The organism is Cupriavidus sp. KB_39, from assembly GCF_052114485.1.
Classification (GTDB): domain Bacteria; phylum Pseudomonadota; class Gammaproteobacteria; order Burkholderiales; family Burkholderiaceae; genus Cupriavidus.
Genome location: NZ_JBFREV010000008.1, coordinates 21,347 through 41,311 on the forward strand (window position 1 = coordinate 21,347; position 19,965 = coordinate 41,311).

General features: G+C 69.3%; 17 protein-coding genes. 11 read left to right on the top strand and 6 right to left on the bottom strand.

Features of this window, described 5'->3' with window-relative positions:
* Window positions 1-19: 19 nt before the first annotated feature.
* The 5 genes from AB4Z27_RS08380 to AB4Z27_RS08400 form a co-directional block, all read right to left on the bottom strand.
* A complete protein-coding gene (locus AB4Z27_RS08380; RefSeq protein ID WP_441592937.1) occupies window positions 20-817 on the bottom strand; it encodes an ABC transporter permease in 798 nt (265 codons plus the stop codon).
* A complete protein-coding gene (locus tag AB4Z27_RS08385) occupies window positions 814-1,431 on the bottom strand; it encodes an ABC transporter ATP-binding protein (RefSeq protein WP_092297370.1) in 618 nt (205 codons plus the stop codon). Before AB4Z27_RS08385 ends, AB4Z27_RS08380 begins: the two co-directional genes overlap by 4 nt.
* 119 nt (window positions 1,432-1,550) lie before the next feature.
* Window positions 1,551-2,579, bottom strand: a complete 1,029-nt coding sequence (locus AB4Z27_RS08390) for a Bug family tripartite tricarboxylate transporter substrate binding protein (RefSeq protein ID WP_441644231.1) — start codon at window positions 2,577-2,579, stop codon at window positions 1,551-1,553.
* 9 nt (window positions 2,580-2,588) lie between these two features.
* The gene (locus AB4Z27_RS08395) at window positions 2,589-3,851 is read right to left on the bottom strand and encodes an alkyl sulfatase dimerization domain-containing protein (protein WP_441644232.1); all 1,263 of its coding nucleotides are present in this window, start codon (window positions 3,849-3,851) and stop codon (window positions 2,589-2,591) included.
* Between the two features lie 199 nt (window positions 3,852-4,050).
* Window positions 4,051-5,061, bottom strand: coding sequence for a LysR family transcriptional regulator (locus AB4Z27_RS08400; protein ID WP_441644233.1), 1,011 nt, complete (start codon window positions 5,059-5,061; stop codon window positions 4,051-4,053).
* Window positions 5,062-5,256: 195 nt separating this feature from the next.
* On the opposite strand from AB4Z27_RS08400, the gene AB4Z27_RS08405 reads away from it, so the two are divergent.
* The 10 genes from AB4Z27_RS08405 (at window position 5,257) to AB4Z27_RS08450 (ending at window position 17,732) form a co-directional block, all read left to right on the top strand.
* Window positions 5,257-6,486, top strand: coding sequence for a CaiB/BaiF CoA transferase family protein (locus tag AB4Z27_RS08405; protein WP_441644234.1), 1,230 nt, complete (start codon window positions 5,257-5,259; stop codon window positions 6,484-6,486).
* Window positions 6,483-7,193, top strand: a complete 711-nt coding sequence (locus AB4Z27_RS08410; RefSeq protein ID WP_441644235.1) for an enoyl-CoA hydratase/isomerase family protein — start codon at window positions 6,483-6,485, stop codon at window positions 7,191-7,193. Before AB4Z27_RS08405 ends, AB4Z27_RS08410 begins: the two co-directional genes overlap by 4 nt.
* Complete coding sequence (locus AB4Z27_RS08415; RefSeq protein WP_441644236.1) at window positions 7,186-8,382, top strand: acyl-CoA dehydrogenase family protein; 1,197 nt, start codon at window positions 7,186-7,188, stop codon at window positions 8,380-8,382. Before AB4Z27_RS08410 ends, AB4Z27_RS08415 begins: the two co-directional genes overlap by 8 nt.
* A gap of 39 nt (window positions 8,383-8,421) precedes the next feature.
* The gene (locus tag AB4Z27_RS08420) at window positions 8,422-9,579 is read left to right on the top strand and encodes an acyl-CoA dehydrogenase family protein (RefSeq protein WP_255370895.1); all 1,158 of its coding nucleotides are present in this window, start codon (window positions 8,422-8,424) and stop codon (window positions 9,577-9,579) included.
* A 97-nt stretch (window positions 9,580-9,676) separates the two neighbouring features.
* Window positions 9,677-10,693, top strand: coding sequence for a Bug family tripartite tricarboxylate transporter substrate binding protein (locus tag AB4Z27_RS08425; protein WP_441592948.1), 1,017 nt, complete (start codon window positions 9,677-9,679; stop codon window positions 10,691-10,693).
* Between the two features lie 46 nt (window positions 10,694-10,739).
* Window positions 10,740-11,813, top strand: coding sequence for a porin (locus tag AB4Z27_RS08430; protein ID WP_441592933.1), 1,074 nt, complete (start codon window positions 10,740-10,742; stop codon window positions 11,811-11,813).
* A 100-nt stretch (window positions 11,814-11,913) separates the two neighbouring features.
* Entirely contained in the window at window positions 11,914-14,067 is a 2,154-nt protein-coding gene (locus AB4Z27_RS08435) for an acetate--CoA ligase family protein (RefSeq protein WP_441644237.1), read from the top strand.
* A gap of 24 nt (window positions 14,068-14,091) precedes the next feature.
* Complete coding sequence (locus AB4Z27_RS08440) at window positions 14,092-15,411, top strand: DUF1254 domain-containing protein (protein ID WP_441644238.1); 1,320 nt, start codon at window positions 14,092-14,094, stop codon at window positions 15,409-15,411.
* Window positions 15,412-15,441: 30 nt separating this feature from the next.
* Window positions 15,442-16,758 (top strand): DUF1254 domain-containing protein, encoded by a 1,317-nt coding sequence (locus AB4Z27_RS08445; protein WP_441644239.1) that lies wholly within the window; start codon window positions 15,442-15,444, stop codon window positions 16,756-16,758.
* On the top strand, window positions 16,755-17,732 hold the full coding sequence (locus tag AB4Z27_RS08450) for a Bug family tripartite tricarboxylate transporter substrate binding protein (RefSeq protein ID WP_441644240.1): 978 nt from the start codon (window positions 16,755-16,757) through the stop codon (window positions 17,730-17,732). Before AB4Z27_RS08445 ends, AB4Z27_RS08450 begins: the two co-directional genes overlap by 4 nt.
* Window positions 17,733-17,746: 14 nt before the next feature.
* Here the strand turns inward: AB4Z27_RS08450 and yddG are convergent, their stop codons facing one another.
* Window positions 17,747-18,652: an aromatic amino acid DMT transporter YddG gene (gene yddG, locus AB4Z27_RS08455; RefSeq protein ID WP_441644241.1), complete on the bottom strand. Its 906-nt coding sequence runs from the start codon at window positions 18,650-18,652 to the stop codon at window positions 17,747-17,749.
* 176 nt (window positions 18,653-18,828) lie between these two features.
* Between yddG and AB4Z27_RS08460 the strand changes: the two genes are divergently transcribed.
* On the top strand, window positions 18,829-19,800 hold the full coding sequence (locus tag AB4Z27_RS08460; protein ID WP_441644242.1) for a Bug family tripartite tricarboxylate transporter substrate binding protein: 972 nt from the start codon (window positions 18,829-18,831) through the stop codon (window positions 19,798-19,800).
* Window positions 19,801-19,965: the final 165 nt, after the last annotated feature.

Sequence of the window (19,965 nt, forward strand, 5' to 3'; positions counted from 1 at the left end):
TAAGCCGGCGCGGCAGGCTTCACCGCACCTGCAGGCGGTCCAGCCGCAGCCGATGCCGGGCGTCGGTCAGCCGCCACGCGGCCAGCCAGGCGGCCAGCACCACCGCCAGCAGGCTGCCGCCGGCCAGCAGGAACATCAGCAGGATCTGGTAGCGTGCGGCGTCGATCGGGTCCATCCCCGCGAGGATCTGGCCGGTCATGATGCCGGGCAGCGTGATGATGCCGGCCGCCGCCATGGTGTTCACGGTCGGCAGCAACCCGCTGCGCACGGCCTGGCGAAGGATGGGGCGCAGGGCCGTGTGGCGGTCGTCGCCCAGTGCCAGCCGCGCGTCGATGGCCTGGCGCTGGTGCCAGGCGGCCGTGAAGGTGGCCTGCAGCGTCAGGCTGGCGGCATTCATCGCATTCCCGAGGATGATGCCGGCCAGCGGGATGGCGTGGCGGGCGTCGTACCACGGTGAAGGCCGCAGCGCCGTGACCAGCGCCAGCACCGTGATGACCAGCGTGGGCACGCTCACCGTGGCCAGCCCGATGATGAACTGCCAGCGCGCATCGAAGCGGCGCTCCTGCCGGCTGCCGGCCTCGCGCGCGGCGGCCAGGATCATGGCCAGCACCACCACCAGCGTCACCCACGGCGACGACAGCTCAAATACCGCCCGCAGGATCAACCCCACCAGCATCAGCTGCACCACCATGCGCACCGCCGCCCACAGCAGGGTGCGATGGATGTGCAGGGACATCACCAGCGACAGCGCGGCGCCCGCCACGATCAGCAGGCTGGCGAGCACCAGATCGCCCGTGGTCAACAGGATCGGACTCATGGGGACACGGCCTCCAGCCCGTTCTGGCACAGCCGGAACTGCGCATTGCGCAGCCGGGCCGCCTGTTCCTCGTTATGGGAGACCACCAGGAGGCCGATGCCTTCGGTCATCACCCGCTTCAGCACCGCTTCCACGGCGAGCGTGGTATCGCGGTCCAGCGCGGACGTGGGCTCATCGAGCAGCAGGAAGCGCGGCCGGCGCATGACAGCCCGCAGCAACGCCAGGCGTTGCCGCTCGCCGGTGGAGAGATGGCTGACGGGGGCCGCGAGGATGTCCGCGCGCAGGCAAAGATGCCGGGCCAGTTGGTCGAGCCGGGGGTCGATCGCGTCCTCTTCGCCGAAATGGGCGCGCACATCGTCGGCCCACCAGCCCGACTCGGCGGCCACATAGATGACCTCGCGCCGCCAGGCCGGCCCGCTCAGGGCCTCGCGCGACAGATTGCCGAGCCGCACGTCGCCGTCATTGGGGTCGAGATCGGCAATCATGCGCAGCAAAAGGCTCTTGCCGCTACCGGACGCGCCAGACAGCACCGTGCATTTGCCCGGCGGCACGTCGAAGGTATAGGGACCCCGGCCATGGCCGGTCAGGTTGTGGATATGAAGATGACCGTCCATCGGGCGCACGGGTGAGCGTCGGCACAGTTGTGGGGACCACAGCCTACCGCGATTTCCTTAAGCGCAGATTATCGGTCCGCGCGGTCTTGCTCTCATCGCCCACCCGCCCTTTTTGTTGGTCAGTCGACGGTGATGTGGTTGGTGCGGATCACGTTGCCCCAGACCGAGACATCGTCGCGCACGGTCTGCGCGAACTGCTCCGGCGTCTTGACCGGCGGCATCGCCATATTCAGCAGCAGGAAGCGCTCGCGCATGGCCGGGCTGGTCAGGATCCGGTTCACCTCCGCGTTCAGCCGCTGCACGATGGCGGCGCTGGTGCCCGCCGGCGCGAACATGCCGTACCAGCTATTCGTCTCGAATGGATAGCCCTGCTCGGTCATGGTCCGCACCTCGGGCGTGGCCGGCCCGCGCCGGGTGCCGCTGATGGCCAGCGCGCGCAGCTTGCCGGCACGGATCAGCGGCACCGACGAGGAGGTATCGACAAAGGCCACCCGCACGATCCCACCCTGCATGTCGTTCAGGATCTGCGGCACGGTCTTGTACGGCACATGCCGGAGGCGGATGCCCGTCTGCATCTTCAGGGCCTCCATGGTCAGATGGCCGCCGGAGCCGATGCCCCACGACGCGTAGTCGTAGGCGTCCGGCCGCGAGCGCACGTGCTCGACGAAGGACTTCAGGTCGCGCGCCGGGAAGTCCGGCGTTACCGCCAGGAAGTTGCCGCCGCCGCCGACCTGCACCACGGGGATCAGGTCGCGCAGCCCGTCATACGGCATCTTCGGCTGCAGGGTCTGGTTGATGACCACCGTCGCCGCGTAGGTGAACAGCAGCGTATGGCCGTCCGGCGCGGCCTTGGCCACGATGTCATTGCCGATGATGCCGGTGGCGCCGGGCTTGTTGTCGATCACGAAGGACTGGCCGAGGACCTTGCCGAGCTGGTCGGCGATAGGCCGGGCGAACAGGTCCGGACCGCTGCCGGCGGACCCCGGCACCACCAGCCGCACCGGGCGGGACGGCCACGGGTTGGCGGCACGGGTCGCTCGGATCGGATTCACGGCGGCGGCGAGCCCAAGCATCGCCATCGACTTCAGCAGCCTGCGGCGCCCGGCGTCTGTGTCGTCGTCATCGGGAAGGAAGAGGAGTCGTGTCATCGCCATCCCTCAATGCATGCCGAAGTTGTCATCCACAGCCGTCGCGCCCGCCTCCAGCACCGTGGCCGCAGCCACGTACAGGCTGCGCGACACRTAGCTCTGCACCTGTTTGGCCCGTGCGCGCAGCCATTCCGCCTTGAGCTGGCGCGCCTCGACCACGTGCGGCGCATCGCCGGGCRCCTGCGCCAGCAGGTCGATCACATGCAGCGCCAGTTGCAGGTCGCCAYGCGCGGCCAGSGCCTGGGCATGSCGYACCACCGCGCCATGGTTGTCGATGGCCGCCGCGATCTCGCTGGCCACCTGCTGCGGCGGGGCTGGATGCAGCGTGGTGGCGTTGCGGTCCCACCAGCCATTTTCGGAGCGATAGATATCGCGGGCGATATAGCTCGGGTCGCCGTAGGTCGGCCGCATCCACGGCTGCTCGAACAGGTCCGGCGGCGGCCGCAGCGCGGCCAGCATCTCCCGCTCGTTGCAGCCGGCGTTCATCAGGCGGACGACTTCCTGGCGCATCCAGCGCAAGGCCCGCGCCGTGTGCAGCAGCACGTGCTGGCAGATGTCCTCCCCTTCCAGCGTGGCGCCGAACTCGCGCACCACGGTCTGCGGGCGCAGGCCGGCCAGCCGCTCCAGCGTCTCGGCCCAGCGCACGGTGTCGCGCATGGTGCGGAACGGGGTGCCGATATTGGGAATGGAATCGATGATGGCCGGGCCGCCATAGAGCAGCCGCCGGCCGGGCAGCCAGACCGCCACGGCGTCGTCGGTCTCGGAGGGTGCCCAAAGAATCTCCGCGCGCTGTTCGCCATGGCCCACGGTCATGCCGTCCCGGAACGTCTCGGACGGCGTGGTATGCCGCAGCTTGCCAGCGAGTGCCCCGGCGCGATGCCGGAACTGGATCTCGGCCATGCGCTCCTGCAGCCGCTGCGTTTCGCGGTAGCGGCTCTGGCGCGCCAGCACGTTCACATGGGCCAGCACACGCGGGGCCGGTTCGCCGCGCTGCGCGGCATGGTCGATCCACTGCTGCACGCCGGCGTTGTAGCCGAGGTGGCCGTGGCTGTAGCAGAGCGCGATCACCGGCAGTTCGGTCTGCGTGCGCAGCGCCTCGATCATGYCGGCCGTCACGGACCCGCCGGGGCCGCTGTCCACCACCAGCAGGCCGTCGCCGACGTCAGCGACGAAGGTCTGGCCCTGTCCATGCAGCAGCCAGACACCCTCGGCAATGCGGTCGATCCCCTTGCCGGTGATCAGTGCGGCCGGACGATCCTCGATCTCGTTCATGGCATCCCTTCCAGTTTGGCGAAGGGATATTCACGCGCAGACGGCGCACTATCGTCAGTGGGGAAAGTCCCCGGCCGGCACGGCGCGCAGCCTGCGGCGCCAGCGCCGGGGCGCCCTGGCGATGGATCGGAAATTTTCGCTGTGAACCGCCGGTTATCACCTGCGTGGCGCAGGGAGTTCCCGGCGCGCGGTGGCTGCGCTAGCCAGCCGCCATCGGGGCGATCGGGGCGATCGGGGCGATCGGGGCCGGGGTGGCGCGGGCCGCAGGTGCCGGGTGCGGCACCTGTCGCCGCAGCGGGCTGTCCKGCATCTTGCTCATGTAATGCACCTCGCGGCGCAGCAGGGTGGCGAACTGCTCCGCCACCGGCGTCATCGGCGAATCGGCGCGGTAGATCAGGCTGACCGCATGGCTCGGCAGCGGGTCTTCGATCGGCAACGCCACCAGACCAGCCGTGGCCAGGCGCCCCGGCACCAGTTGGCGCGGCAGCAGGCACAGCAGCGAGCGGTCCTGCAGCAGCGTCTGGATCATGCCGATGGTGTCGCAGCGCACCGCCACGCGGGGCAGCGGCAGGTCGAGCGCGCGGAAGGCGTCCAGGATCGCCGCGCCCGGGCCCTGCATGCGCCGACCGGTCAGCACCCAGTCGGAATTGACCAGCTCGCGCAACGTCCGCGCATGGCGCAGCGGATGCTCCTGATGCGCCACCACCACCGAATCGTTGTGGTACAGCGTCTCGCAGACAAATTCGCGTTCGATGCCTTCATCGGGAATCGGGCTCACCGCCATGTCCATCACGCCGGCGCGCAGGTCGGCCAGATGCTCGGGATAAACGCCGCTGTCGATGCAGACCTGCACGTCCGGATGCTGGGTGCGGAAGCGCTTCAGCACCGCCGGCAGCAGCAGGTTGGCCGGCCCGCCCGTGGCGCCGATGCGCACCGTGCCGTTGCGCGTGCCCAGCATCTGGGTCATCTCGTCCGTGGCCTTGCGCGCCTCGGTGGCGATCAGGCGCGCCCGGCGCAGGAACGCATCGCCAAAGCGGGACAGCACCACGCCGCGCGTGGTGCGCGTCAGAAGTGGCACGTGCAGCTCTTCCTCGAGCTGCCGGATGCTCTTGGTGATGGCCGGCGCCGACACGTCGCGCACCTTGGCGCCRGCGCGAATGCTGCCGCTTTCCGCCACGGCAATGAAATCCTGCAATTGGCTCAGACGCATGACTCGCCTCCTCCCGAAAGACCGTGTGATAACGCCCTGCTCCGCGAGCATAGCGGGATTTGCGGGCATCAGTGATAACCCGAGGTGCTAACCGTGGGTTCACACACCGCGTGTTGCGGAGGCTATTGGCATTGCAATGCGTGGCCCATCATCCCCTTCCATCGATGCCCCGCATCGTCATGAAACGAGAGATCGATGGCAATTCCAGAAGACCTGCCCCTGGCAGGCATCCGCGTGGCCGAGTTCGGCCAGTTCATTGCCGCCCCCGGCGCCGCGATGATGCTGGCCGACCTGGGCGCCGATGTGATCAAGGTGGAACCGCTGCGCGGAGACAGCGCGCGGCGCTTCGACGGTACCAGCTCGCAAAGCCCGATGTTCCTGGCCTACAACCGTGGCAAGCGCGGCATGGCGCTGGACCTGCGCCAGCCGGCGGGCGCGGAAGCCGCCCGCCGGCTCGCCTTGTCTTGCGACGTGGTGCTTCRCAACGCGCGGCCGGGGACGATGGAATCGATSGGCCTCGACGCCGCCACGCTGCGCACCGCGAAACCGGCGCTGATCCATGCCTCCGTCACCGGCTTTGGCACGCGCGGTCCGTCGCGCCTGCGGCCCGGGCTCGACATCGCGGCCCAAGCCGAAAGCGGCATGATGTCGGTGACAGGCGAAGCGGGCGGCCAGCCCCTGAAGGCCGGCTTCGCCCTGATCGACGCCGCCACGGCGCTCGCCACCTCGAACGCCATCCTCGCCGCGCTGTTCCGGCGCCTGCGCACCGGCCAGGGCGAAACCATCGAGACCTCGCTGCTGACCGTGGGCATCCAGCTCCAGGCGCAACTCTGGTCCGAATACCAGTGCTCGGGCGCCCTGCCGGTGCGCAGCGGCAACAGCCAGCCGAAGGCGGCGCCGGCGGCGGATGTTATCGCCGTGGCCGATGGCCATATCGTGCTGTCGGCCTATCTCGACGAACACTGGGCGCGGCTGTGCGATGCCATCGGACAACCCGCGCTGGCCCAGGATCCGCGTTTCGCGAGCAACCCGCTGCGGGTGAAAAACCGCCCTGCCCTGCTGGACGTGCTGCACGCCGCCCTGCGCGGCTACACCGGTGAACAAGCGCGCGCGCTGCTGGAACGCCATCAGGTGGTGGTGGGCGTGGTGCGCGACTACCAGCAGGTGGAACGCAGCGCCGATGTGCTGGCGAGCGGCCTGCTGATGCGCGTCGGCGACGGCCTTGGGGGCGAGATCGCCCTCCCGGGCCTGCCCTTCACGATGGCCAGCCTGCCTCCCGCCGCCACGCCCGCCGTGCCGCGGCTGGGCGAGCACACCGCAGCGGTGCTGCGCGAACTCGGCTATGACGACGTCGCGATCCGCACGATGGCGCAGGCACGCGCCATCGCCATTGAATCGCTCGACACCACGGAGGCCAGCGCATGACAGCCGACACCCCCATCCTGATCGACCGGCACGAGGGCTGGGCCGAGATCACGCTGAACCGGCCGGAAACCCGCAACGCCATCGACATGGCCACCGCCGAAGCGCTCGGCGAGGCCATCGAAACGCTCGAACGCGAGCCCGGCTTGCGGGCGGTGGTGCTGCGCGGCGCCAATGGCGCGTTCTGCTCCGGCCTCGACTTGAAAGCGTTGCAGGCCCATCCGGCCGGCATGAACGGCTTCGCAGCACGCTGGGACCRCGTGCATGGCGGCCTGATGCGCAGCCGCAAGGCGTGGATCGTGGCGCTCGAACGGCACGCGGTGAACGGCGGCGCCGCGCTGGCGCTGGCTGGCGATCTGCTCGTCTGCGGGGAGCGCGCATTCCTGCAGATCGCGGAGGTGCGCATCGGCATGAATGCGCCGCGCAATATCGCGTGGCTGGCCCTGCGGCACAGCGAGGCCGTGGCGGCCCGGCTGTGCCTGCTGGGCGAGCGCGTGCCGGCCAGCGACCTGCTGCGGCTGGGCATCGCGACGGAAGTCATTGCCGACGCGGACGTCGTCGCTCGCGCCCAGACCTTGGCCACCACGATTGCCGGCTTCCCCGCCGAAGCGGTGGCCGCCATCAAGGGCAGCCTGCGCGCCGCCAGCACGCGCCGACCGCCRGCCGAATGGTTCGATGCCTGCGCCGACAAGGAGACCCCTCATGGCTGAGTTCGAAGCACTGCGTCACGAGGTCCGCGCCTTCGTGGCRGAAGCCCTGCCGCCGCCCGTGCGCGAGAAAGTGCGCCTCGGGCTGGAAGTCAGCAAGGACGAGATGATCGACTGGCAGCGCCGGCTGGCCGCGCGCGGCTGGCTCGCGCCCCACTGGCCCCAAGCCTGGCAAGGGGCYGACTGGAGCGCCGCGCAGCGCGCCGTGCTGCAGGAAGAGCTGGTGCTGGCCCACGCGCCGGAGACSGGYGGYATCTCGATCGAAATGATCGGCCCWATCCTGATCCGCTACGGCACGSCCGCGCAGCAGCAGCAYTTCCTGCCGCGCATCCTCAATCTCGAACACTGGTGGTGCCAGGGCTACTCGGAGCCGAATGCCGGCTCGGATCTCGCCTCGCTGGGCACCCGCGCGGTGCGCCGCACGCGCCCGGACGGCACCGAGGTCTACGTGGTCAACGGCAGCAAGATCTGGACGTCCTACGCCCAGTACGCGGACTGGATGTTCTGCCTCGTGCGCACCGACACCGAGGCGCGCGCCCAGCAGGGCATCAGCTTCCTGCTGATCGACATGCGCAGCCCCGGCGTCAGCGTACGGCCGCTGATCGGCATTCACGGCTGGCACCTGTTCAATCAGGTGTTTCTCGATGACGTGGAAGTGCCGGTGGACATGCGCGTCGGCGAGGAGAACGCGGGCTGGTCGATCGCCAAGTCCCTGCTGGAACATGAGCGGCTGAACCTCGCCCGCGTGGCCGAGAATCGCCGGCGGCTGGCCAAGGTGCGGGCGATTGGCGCCGAGGTGGAGGAAGCCGGCGAACCGCTGATGCGCCGCCCGTGGTTCGCGCGGCGGCTGCGGGAACTCGAAGTGCGGCTGGAAACGCTGGCCGCCACGGTGCTGCGCTTCCGGCGGCTCGAACGGGCCGGCGGCGCACTCGGCCCGGAGACCGGCATGCTCAAGCTGATCGGCAGCCGGCTGATCCAGGACATCGAGAACCTTGCGGTGGATGCGCTCGGCCCGGACACGCTGGCCTATGACCGCGCCGCGCACTTCGARCCGCCCGCCACGCAGSCSGATCGCTCGCAGTACGCGCCCGCCGCCTCGGCGCGCCGCTTCGTGACGCGTGGCTACACCATCGCCGGCGGATCGAGCGAGATTCAGCACGAATTGCTCGCCAAGCAGGTACTCGGACTCTGAGGGACGGCACCTCCACACGACATGACAGGACACTCAAGCATGGAAGACCGCGACGACGCGCGCATCGAAGAGCGCCGCATGCTGCAGGAAAGCGTGGAGCGCTTTGTGGCGCGCGGCTATGACTTCGCCCAGCGCCGGGCCGCGCTGGCAGAGCCCGATGGATTCTCGCGCAAGCATTGGCGCACCTTCGCCGAGATGGGCTGGCTGGCGCTCGGCCTGCCSGAAGCCTGYGGCGGACTCGGTGACGACATGGATCAGGCCCTGCTGGCCGAGGCGCTGGGGCAGGCCATGCCGGCCGAGCCGTGGCTGGCCAACGTCGCCCTGTGCGCGCCGCTGCTGGCGAACGCCGGCAGCGCGGCGCATCTCGCCATGGCCGAGGCCATCGCCGCCGGGGAGAGCTTCGCCGCGCTGGCCGCCTTCGAGGTGCAGGGCCGCCACGACGCCTTCGACGTCACCACGCAGGCCGAACCGCGCGGCGCGGCGCAGTGGGTGCTCGACGGCAGCAAGACGCTCGTGCTCGGGGGCGGATGTGCCGATGTGCTGCTGGTCCTGGCCCGTACCGAAGGCACACGCCGCGACCGCCAGGGGCTGACCCTGTTCGCGGTGCCGGCCAGCGCGCGCGGCGTCAGCGTGCAGGCGTTACCCACCTACGACGGCCGCCAGACCGCCACCGGGACGCTGCGACGCGTGCTGGTGGCGGACGACACGCGCATCGGCCCGGTCGGCGCGGCCTGGCCGATGGTGCAGGCCGCCATCGACCGCGCCACCGTCATGGCCTGCGCCGAAGCGGTGGGCGCGATGACGCGGGCCTTCGCCCTGACACGGGAGTACGTGATGACGCGCCAGCAGTTCGGCCGCCCGCTCAGCGCCAATCAGGTGATCCGGCACCGGCTGGTCGACCTGTTCGTCAGCATCGAGCAGGCCCGCGCCATCACGGAAGCCGCCGCCGCCACCTTGCAGGCCGATGACGCCACGCGCATGCGCGCGGTGTCCTGCGCGAAGGCGTTCGTTTCCACGGCCGGGCGCGCGCTCGGCGAAGACGCGGTGCAACTCCATGGCGCTGTGGGCATGACCGACGAGATGGAGGTCGGCCACTGCTACAAGCGGCTGGCCGCGCACGCAAACCTGTTCGGCGATGCCGACTGGCACCTCGCCCGGCTGGACGCACTCGAATCCGCCGCCCCGGCATCCGCCTGAGCGGCATTCACCCGGGCCCACTGCATGTGGGCCCAACCACGACATGCCGGCAACGTACCGGCTTGCGCGGCCAATGCGCCGCGACGGAGACAGCATGATGAAAAGCCAGCACACTGGCACGCGCGGGGTGTTACCGACCCTTGCCTCAACGTTCGCCACGCTCGCCACGTTGTCCGGCCTGGGCCCCGCGCTGGGCCATGCCGAAACGGCGCCCTACCCCAATCGGCCCATTCGCATGATCCTGCCGTCTGCGGCCGGCAGTGTGACGGACCAGACCGCACGTCTCGTGGCCGAGCGACTGTCGATTGCGCTGAAGAAGCCGGTGGTGGTGGATAACCGCCCGGGCGCCAACGGCATCATCGCCAGCGAGATGGTTTCCCGCGCCGAGCCCGACGGCTACACGCTGCTCTTCACCTACTCGGCCACGCTGACCGTGAACCCGTGGATCACGGCCAACCTGCCCTACGATCCGCTCAAGGACTTCACGCCGATCGCCCGGCCCAGCGCCCCCGGGGGCAACCTGCTCGTCGTCACGTCCACCCTGCCCGTGCACAACCTCAAGGAGCTGATCGCCTACGTCAAGGCCAGCCCCACGGAGCTGGCGTACTGCTCCTGGGGCGTGGGCTCGGGCGGCCACCTCACCATGGAGTACCTGAAGGCCAAGACCGGCATGCGCCTCCGGCACGTGCCCTACAAGAGCGCCGTCCAGTGCACCAACGACCTGGCGGCCGGGCACGTGACGATTGCCTTCACCGATTCGCTCTCTGCCGTGCCGCACCTGAAATCGGGCCGCATCCGGGCCGTGGCCGCCTCCGGCCCGGAGCGGGGGCTGACCACGCCGGACGTGCCCACCATGGGCGAACAGGGCACGCCCTTCAATCAGGCCAGCTGGCTAGCGCTGTTCGGCCCGAAGAACCTGCCGGCGCCGATCGTCAATCGGCTCAATGCCGAGGTGAACCGCATCCTCCAGTCGCCCGAGGAACAGCAGCGCTTTGCCGCGATGTACCTGAAGCCGGGCAAGCCCTCCACGCCCGGCGAACTCGGTGAGCTGGTGCGCGCCGACCTTGGGGCTTGGGGCGAGGTGGTGAAGGTGTCCGGCGTAACGCCTCAGTAACCGAACGTCAAAGCACAACATCCAAAACAAAGAACGGGAGACAGCAATGAGAGAGAAGTCGAGCCGCTGGCGAAGCGTGCAACGTGCCATCGGCATGGGGCTGGCCGTGGGATGCGGCAGCGCATCTGCGGTGACCGTGCAGTTGTTCGGTGTGGTCGATGCRTCGATCGAGTACGCCAAGGGGTCGGAGAGCGTGGTGCGCATGCGCGAGGGCCAGCAGGCCGCGTCGCGCTGGGGCCTGCGCGGCATCGAGGATCTGGGCGGCGGCACCAAGGCCAACTTCCTGGTCGAATCGGGCTTCAATATCGACACCGGCGTCGAGTTCTTCGGCAATGGCCGCCTGTTCGGCCGCCAGTCGTGGATGGGACTGTCCAACGAGACGTGGGGCGAGTTCCGGCTGGGCCGCCAGTACACGCCATCGTTCTACGCGCTGCTGCGGCTGGACCCGTTCCTGCTCAACGGCATGGTGTCGCCGTTCAACCTGCTCAGCGCCACGGCGTCGCAGGGCACGGGCCAGGTGGCCTATGGCGCGCGCTTCGACAATGCCGTGCAGTACTTCTCGCCCACCTGGGGCGGGTTCTCGTTCGGCGCCGCGGTGGCGCCGGGGGAAGTACCCGGCGCCCCGCGCTCCGGCACGAACTTCGGCATGAACGTGGCCTATGAGGCCGGCAACGCCTACGCGTTCTACAGCTATCAGGGGATGTACACCGGCGCGGCCACGCCGCAGGTGGAGACGGCGCTGACGTCCAACCACTTCGTCGGCGGCTCCTACCGCTTCAAGCCGGTGGAAGTCGGCGTGCTGTTCAGCACCGCCAACAGCCGCCTGCCCAATACMCGCGTGGCACGCCACTATGGCGTCACGTTCAACTGGAACGTCACCGCGAGCGACACCTTCAAGGCCGCCGCGCTCAAGCGGCAGGTGCTCGGCGGCGGYGAGCGGCCATGGTCGATGACCATCGGCTGGGACCACGACCTGAGCAAGCGCACCACCGCCTACCTGCGCGCGGTCTACGTCCACAACAGCCCGGGCGGCAGCGTCTCCAACAACAGCATCGCGATCGATCCGGGCAGCGGCGATGACGCGCGCTCGATCAGCGTGGGCCTGCGGCACCGCTTCTGACGCCAGCGGCAGGCACGTCGGCGGGCCGGTATCGGAACGCCGGCGATCGGTCTATATTTCTGCAAAAGCGGTGCCCCACGCCGCGCCATACGGAGACAACATGCTGGATCTGGAACCCTTGCTGCGTCCACGCTCGATTGCGGTCATCGGCGCCTCCACACAACCCGAGAAGGTGGGCGGCATGCCCATCCGCCTGCTCGGCGAACTCGGCTATGCCGGCCGCGTCTATCCGGTGAATCCCGGCGCGGACACGGTGCAGGGGCTGCGCGCCTATCCCACCATCGACGCCATCGGCGAGCCGGTGGACCTCGCCATCGTGGCCGTGCCCGCCGCCAGCGCGGCGGACGTGATGACGCAGCTTGGCCGCGCCGGCACCCGCGCTGCCGTGGTGTTCACCTCCGGCTTCGCGGAAGTCGCCGGCGGCGCGGCGCTGCAAGAAACGCTGGCGGCGAACGCCCGGGCGCACGGCGTGCAACTGCTCGGCCCCAACTGCCTCGGGGCGATGAACCTGCGCGCGCGCATGTTCGCCACGTTCTCGCCCATCCCGCTGACCGGCGTGCCGCCCGTGGGCGAAGTCGGTCTGGTCAGCCAGAGCGGCGCGTTCGGCGCGTATGCGTTTGCGCTGGCGCGCGAGGCCGGGCTTGGCCTGAGCCACTGGGTCACCACCGGCAACGAAGCCGGCGTGCAGGTAGCCGATGTGATCGAATGGCTGGCGCACGACCCCGACACCCGGGTGATCCTGACCTATATGGAAGGCGCCCGCGACGGCGCACGGCTGCGCCGCGCGCTGGCAGCCGCGCGTGACGCCGGCAAGCCGGTGGTGATGACCAAGGTCGGCACCACAGCTGCCGGCGCCAGCGCCGCGCAATCTCACACCGCCAGTCTGGCGGGAGAGGATGCGGTCTATCAGGCCGTGTTCGACGAATACGGCGTGCACCGCGCGCCAACGCTGGAAGCGTTCTTCCGCCTCGGCTACACGCTGGCGCGTGGGCGCCGGCCTGCGCGCTGGCACGCGCGCGGCGGCTTGCCGGCCGATGCCGTGGCGCCGGTGGCCATCGTCACGGTCTCCGGTGGCGTCGGCATCATGATGGCGGACAGCGCCGAGTCGCTGGGGCTACCGCTGCCGCCCATGCCCGACGCAGCCGCCCACGCGTTGCGCACCGCGATTCCGTTCGCCAGTACCGCCAATCCGATCGACGTGACCGGACAGGTCGTGTCGCAGCCGAAGATCTTTCTCGATGCGCTGGCCGGCGTGGCGCGTTGCGGCGAGTACGGCAGCGTGGCGGCGTTCCTGGCCGGCGGCGCCAACGCGCCCCGCCTGTGGACCGAGTTGCAGCAGACCGTGGCCACGCTGGCCACGGAAGCGGAGTCCGCCCCGCTGCTGGTATCGGGCGTGATGGACGACGAGAAGCGCGCCTGGCTCGAATCCCGTGGATGTTTGGTGTTCCGCGAACCGGCTCACACGATGGAAGCGGTGGCTACGCTCGCAAAGGCGGCGGCAATGGAAGCGTTGGCTGGCGTCCCGGCTGAGGACAGCTCGAAGCCCGCTGCCATCGCCCCGCCCGATTTCCCCGATGACGCTACCGCGCTGTCAGAAGCCGAAGCGATGGCGTGGCTGGCCGAAGCCGGCGTACCGGTGGCCGCGCATGGCGTGGCGCAGGACGCCGACGAAGCCGTGCGCATCGSGGAATCGCTCGGCTATCCGGTGGCCGTGAAGCTGTGCTCGCGCACCATCCTGCACAAGAGCGACATTGGCGGCGTGGTGCTCAACCTCAAGGACGCAGCCGCCGTGCGCGACGCCTTCGCGCGCGTGCAAGCCGCCGTGCTGCAGTCGCGCGATSCCGATGGCCAGCCCGCGCACTTCGAAGGCGCCATCATCGCCCGCATGGTGCGCGGCTGGGGCGAGATCATGGTCGGCGTGCGGCGCGATCCCGTGTTCGGCCTCGTCGCACTGGCCGGCATCGGCGGCACGGCCGTCGAGATTTTCCGGCAGATGGCGTTCGGACTCGCCCCGCTGAGCCGCGCCCGCGCGCGCGCCATGCTCGCACAGAGCCGGGCGGAGGCGCTCTGCACCGGGCATCGGGGCCACCCGCCCCTCGATCTCGACGCGGTGGCGGAGGTGCTCGTCAAGGTCTCCCGCGCCGCTGCCGCCCTCGGGGACCGGCTCGATACGCTGGAGATCAACCCATTCATCGTCGGCGCCGATGGCCTCTGCGCCGCCGACGCCGTCATCACGCTCCGCCAACCCGGCTGACTCCATTCCCCCTTGCCCAACGACATGAACCATCCCGCACCGCCCGTCTTCGCCGCGCCCGTCCATGCCAGCCCGCAGGAGGCCCTGGTCGCCGCCGCCGCGCTGCCGCTCGTGATCTACGGCTATCCGCTGATCGAAACGCTGCGCACCTGCCGCCTGCAAACTTCCGTCGATGCGCCCACGCGCTATGGCCGCGCGCCGATGAACACGCTCTCCGCCAGCGCGCGGCTGTGGACGCACGAAGACCGCGACATCGTGACGCCCGCCAATGACCTGCTCTACTTCTGCGGCTGGCTGAATCTGGCCGATGGTCCCGTCACGCTGCGCGTGCCGCCGCTCCCYGATGCCGACCGCTACTACGTCATCGAACTGCTCGACGCCCACACCAACAACTTCACGAACCTCGGGCCGCGCAACGTGCCGCTCACCGGTGCGGACGTGCAACTGCTCGGGCCCGGACAGCAGCCTTCGGGCGCGCACGCGCAGGTCGTACACGCGCCGACCTCGYTGGTCTGGCTGATCGGCCGCGYGCTGGTGCAGGGCCCCGACGACCTCCCGCGCGCCTATGCGTTCGAACAGGGCTTCGAGATCCTGCGCAGCGCGGGGCCGGCGCGCCCCGCAAGCGTTCAGCAATGGCAGGACAGCGGCGACGCGGCCATCGACTTCTTCCAGAACCTGTACCGCGCGATGGGCGATTTCCCGCCCGCGCCGGCCGAACAGGGACTGTTCACGCTGCTGCGCAAGGCGGGGCTGCGGCTCGGGGAGGATGTCGACTTCGCCTCGCTGCGGGCGTCGGTCGTCGCCGGCCTGCGCAGCGCCTACCAGCAGGGCCTGGCCATCATCGAGGCACACACGCGCAGCCAGGGCCACAAGGCCTGGGGCTACAGCATGCGGCTCGGCACCTATGGCGACGACTGGCTGTTGCGCGCCTGCACGGCCATGAAGGGGCTGGGCGCGCTGCGCGCGGACGAAGCGGTCTATGCCATGGCAGACTTCGACGCCGATGGCGAGCGGCTCGATGGCCGCAACGCCTACGAGCTGCGCTTTGCGCCGGGCATGCTGCCGCCGGCCGATGCGTTCTGGTCGGTGTCCCTCTATGGCGAGGACCGTTTCTTCACTGCCAACGCCATCGGCCGCTATGCCGTGGGCGACCGCACGCCGGGCCTGCGCATGGAGGCCGATGGCACGCTGGTGATACCGGTGGGCCACGCGCGGCCCACGCAGGATGACAACTGGCTGCCGGCGCCGGCAGGCCCGTTCTACCTGATCCTGCGGCTCTATCATCCGGCTCAGGCATTCATGGAAGGCCAGTACACGATTCCCGCCGTGCGCCGCGCCGGCTGAGCAGTCCATCAGAACAAGACAGGAGACACCATGCCCCAAGAGGTAACCGGCACACCCGCGCTGGCGCGCGATGCCGTGATCTACACGCTGCCGCTGTACGAGATGGCGCGCATGCGTGCGGCCACGTGTCCGCGACGCAACCGCGCCGGCAAGTTCGCTGGCGACGGCCCCGAATCCACGCTGCGCTGGATCAACCACGTGATCCACACGCGCGAGCTGCTGGGCCCGCAGCACCGGCAAGTCGTCACGCCGAACAACGACACGCTCTACACCAACGCGTGGCTCGATCTCTCGCAGGGGCCCGTTGTGCTGCATGTGCCGGACTTCAACGGGCGCTACTACGTGCTTGGCCTGCTCGACTTCTACACGAACCCGTTCGGCTATATCGGCAGCCGCACCACGGGCACGGCGGCGGGACGCTTCCTGCTGCACGGGCCGTCGTGGCGTGGCGAGGTGCCGGCGGACATGCAGGCCGTGCCCTGCCCGACCGATGGCGTCTGGATGATCGGCCGCCTGTTGGTGGATGGCGATGCGGACCTGCCGGTGGTGCACGCGCTGCAGGACGCCATSCACCTGACCACGCTCGATGGCGCCGACGCCGCGCAGCCGTTCGATACCGGCATGCATYCGGCCGAGCAGCTCGGGGATCCGCAACGCTTCGCCGAAGTCGTCGCGCGGGCGCTGCGCGAGAATCCTCCCCCGGCTGCCGAGGCGGGGCTGGTGGCAAGCTTCGCCAGCGTCGGCCTCGGTCCGGATGTCGTGCCCAATGCCAGCCAGCGCGATGGGCTGGGCGCGGCGCTGCACAACGTGCTTGAGGCGCTGGCCGTGCCCCAGTCTTCGGACATGGGCGGCGGCTGGGCGATGTCGGTCGAAGTCCGCGACTCGTATGGCGACAACTTCGCACAGCGTGCGCACGTGGCGCGCAACTATATCGGCGCATTGGGCGTGCAGGAGGCGATGTACGTGATTGCGGACCGCAGCGGCGATGGCGAGCCGCTCGACGGCCGGCACGGATACCGGCTCGACTTCCCCGCCGACAATCCGCCGCAGGTCGGCGCCTTCTGGTCGCTGACGATGTACGACAAACAGGACTGCATGCTGGTGCCGAACGCGATCGGCCGCTATTCGCTCGGGGACCGTTCGGCATCGCTCCAGCGCGGTGCCGATGGGGGCCTCACGCTGTGGCTCTCCGCGCAGCCGCCGGCCGATCCGGCGCGGCACGGCAACTGGCTGCCGGCACCGCCGGGGCCGTTCTACGTGGCGCTGCGGCTCTACGTGCCGCAGGCCGCCCACCTCGACAAGACCTACCGGTATCCGGTCATCCAGCGCACGGGAGGTGCCGCGTGACGCCACGACAACTGACGCGCCGCCGCCTGCTCGGCGCCATGGCCCTGGCGGGCGTGGCGCCCGCTGCGTTCGGGGAGACCTACCCCGCCAAGCCGGTGCGGCTGATTTCGCCCTACGGGGCCGGCGGGTCCAACGACACCTCGGCGCGCGTGCTGGCCGAGGCGTTGAGCCGCAAGTATGGCCAGCAGGTGGTCGTGGAGAACAAGCCCGGCGCCGGCACGCGGCTGGCCAGCGAGACGGTGGCCCATGCCGCGCCTGACGGCTACACCCTGCTCTGGGCCGCCGCGCCGTTCGCGATCAACACGGGCGCGGGGCTGTCGCAGCGGTTCGACATCCACAAGGACTTCGTCGCCGTGGGGCCGCGTGTGCTCGGGCCGATCTTCCTGATCGTCAACGCCAGCTCGCCCGTCAAGACGGTGGCGGACTTCGTGAAACTGGCCCAGAAGAAGCCCGATGGCGTGACGTTCGCCTCGCCCGGCATCGGCTCCGGMCCGCACCTGACGGCGGAACTGTTCGCGCAGCAGGCCAGGTTCAAGGCGTTGAACGTGCACTATCGGGGCGACGCCACCGCCTACACGGAACTGCTGGCCGGCCGCGTCGATGCCACCCTCACCGCGATCACCACGGCACTGCCGTTCATCCAGGCCGGCAAGCTGCGCGTGATTGCCGTGGCGGCGGAGGCCSGCACGCCGGTCTATCGGGATGCGCCGACATTCGCCGAGCAGGGCGTGSCCGGCGTGGTGGGGCACGGCTGGTTCGGAATCGTCGCCCCGGCGCGCACGCCGGCGGCCATCGTCCAGCAGGTGAACCGGGATGCGACGCAGGCGCTGGGCGACCCGGAGGTCACCAAGCGGCTGCTGGCGCTCGGGCTGCAGCCGGCGCCCGGCACCAGCGCCGACTTTGCCGGATTCATCGACAGCGAAGTGGCCAAGTGGGGCGCGCTGGTGAAGGCGCGGGGGATTGTGCTGGAGTAAGGGCGCTGTCGGGGCTACTTAGGCTGGYCCACGCGTCGCGTGGCCAGCCAACAGAGGATGGACCCGCCACAGACCATCGACGCGCCCTTCCAGAACGCGAGGGACAGCGGCGTCTGCAACAGCRCSGCMGCCAGCGCCGCMGAGAGCACCGGAATRAAGTACGAGGCGCCGGCCAGCACAGTCACGTTGCCATGCAGGATGCCGACGTTCCACGCCGCATAGCCGAAGCCCATCGCGCAGGCCGCCAGCGCCAGGTAGATCAGGCCGGCATAGCTGAACACCATCGTCTCCCCATGGGTGAACAGGTACTTGCCCCACAGGGCGAGCGCCGTGAGCATGAAGAACAGCGTGATGGCGTTCTTGCCTTGCGCGATGCGGCTGGTCACCGTGCAATAGCCGGCCCAGATCACGGCGCCGACGAACGCCAGGCCGTAGCTGAGCGGATTGTCCTGCACGTTGCGCGCCATCTCGCCCAGATCCCAGCCCTGCTCGCCGCCGAGCACCCATGCAATCCCCAGGATCGCCATCAGGAAGCCCGGTACGATCAGCCAGTTGGCGCGCTGCCGGTTGAAGACGATGGCGGCCAGCATCGTGAAGCTTGGCCAAAGGTAGTTGACCATGCCGACCTCGATGGCCTGCCTGCCGCTGTTGGCGTAGCCGATGGACAGCGACAGGCACAGCTCGTAGGACACGAACAGCAGGCTGCCCCAGATCAGGTAGGCGCGCGGCAGCGTCCGGATTTTGACGGCGCCGACGGACAGCCAGAGCAGGGCCGAGGCCACCGTGTAGATCAGCGCCGCCCCGCCGGTGGCGCCAAAGCTCTGGCTGACGCCCCGGATCAGGCCAACGATCGAACTCCAGAGGAGGATCGCGAGCAGCCCGATCAGCGTGGCCTGTTTTCTGCTATGCGTGACTGCCATGTGTTCGGATACAACGATGTGGACGGTTGGAGCGGCATTCTAATCGTCCCGGGCAGTGGCTTCCCGAAATTGGGTCGACTGGTAGCGGGCACGGAGCGGGCACGGGAGCGTAGAATCTCGCCCGTAGACGCCACCGAGAGACGTCACGTCATTGCCCATCATTTGAGGAGATTCCGTTGAAGCCGTCGCGCACTACCCCGCACACTACCCTTCTCGCCTTGCTGCTCAGCATCGCCAGCACCGCCCACGCCGCCTACCCGGACCGTCCCATCAAGCTGATCGTGCCCTTCCCGCCCGGACAGGCCACCGACATCTTCGCGCGTGCCCTGGCCGAGAAGCTCGGCAAGCAGCTCGGCCAGTCCATCGTGGTGGAAAACCGCGCCGGCGCCGGCGGCAATATCGGCATGGAAGTGGCCGCGAAAGCCCCGGCCGATGGCTACACGCTGGTCATGGGCGGCAGTGCGATGGCCATCAACCAGACGCTCTACAAGAAGATCAACTACGATCCGCGCCAGGATTTCGCGCCGATCTCCGGGGTGTTYTCGGTGCCGCTGGTCTTCCTGGCCACGCCGCAGTCGGGCTTCCAGTCCTTGCATGAACTGATCGCCAAGGCCAAGGCGGCCCCGGGCAAGTACAGCTATGCCAGCGCCGGCATCGGCGGCACGCAGCACCTGTCCGCCGAGATGCTCAAGGCGCAGACCGGCGTGTTCATCGTGCATATTCCCTACAAAGGCAGCGGCCCGGCGCAGGCGGATTTCCTSGGCAACCAGATCCCGCTGATGGTCGATTCCGTGACCGCCGCCATGCCGCTGATCCAGTCCGGCAAGGCCGTGCCGCTGGCCGTGACCACGGCGAAACGCGTGCCCCAGCTGCAGCAGGTGCCGACCGTGCGAGAAGAAGGCGTGGCGGGCTTCGAGGCGCTGGGCTGGGCGGTGATGATGGCGCCGGCAGCCACGCCGCCGGCCATCGTCAACCAGCTCAACACGGAGACGGTGAAAGCGCTGCAATCGCCAGAACTGCGCAAATTCATCACCGACCGCGGCTCCGAGCCGATGCCGATGACCCCGGCCGAGACCGGCAAGTTCGTGGACAGCGAGATCCGCAAGTGGTCGACGGTGGTGAAGCGGTCGGGGGCGACGGCGGACTGACAGACTTGGCCGCCCCATGCGGCCACCCCCCCAAAAGCCCGGCCAAAAGCCCGGCAGCCCATCAGGCTGCCGGGCTTTTTTCATTGTGGCGCCCCGGGCACCACCGCAGGAACCGGCCCCACGGATTTCTAGGGAATAACCCTTGTCTTCACCAAAATACATCAC

Bases quoted from the DNA above. Each gene is read 5' to 3' on its own strand.
- AB4Z27_RS08380 (WP_441592937.1), bottom strand. From the start codon at position 817: ATGAGTCCGATCCTGTTGACCACGGGCGATCTGGTGCTCGCCAGCCTG.
- AB4Z27_RS08385 (WP_092297370.1), bottom strand. From the start codon at position 1,431: ATGGACGGTCATCTTCATATCCACAACCTGACCGGCCATGGCCGGGGT.
- AB4Z27_RS08390 (WP_441644231.1), bottom strand. From the start codon at position 2,579: ATGACACGACTCCTCTTCCTTCCCGATGACGACGACACAGACGCCGGG.
- AB4Z27_RS08425 (WP_441592948.1), top strand. From the start codon at position 9,677: ATGAAAAGCCAGCACACTGGCACGCGCGGGGTGTTACCGACCCTTGCC.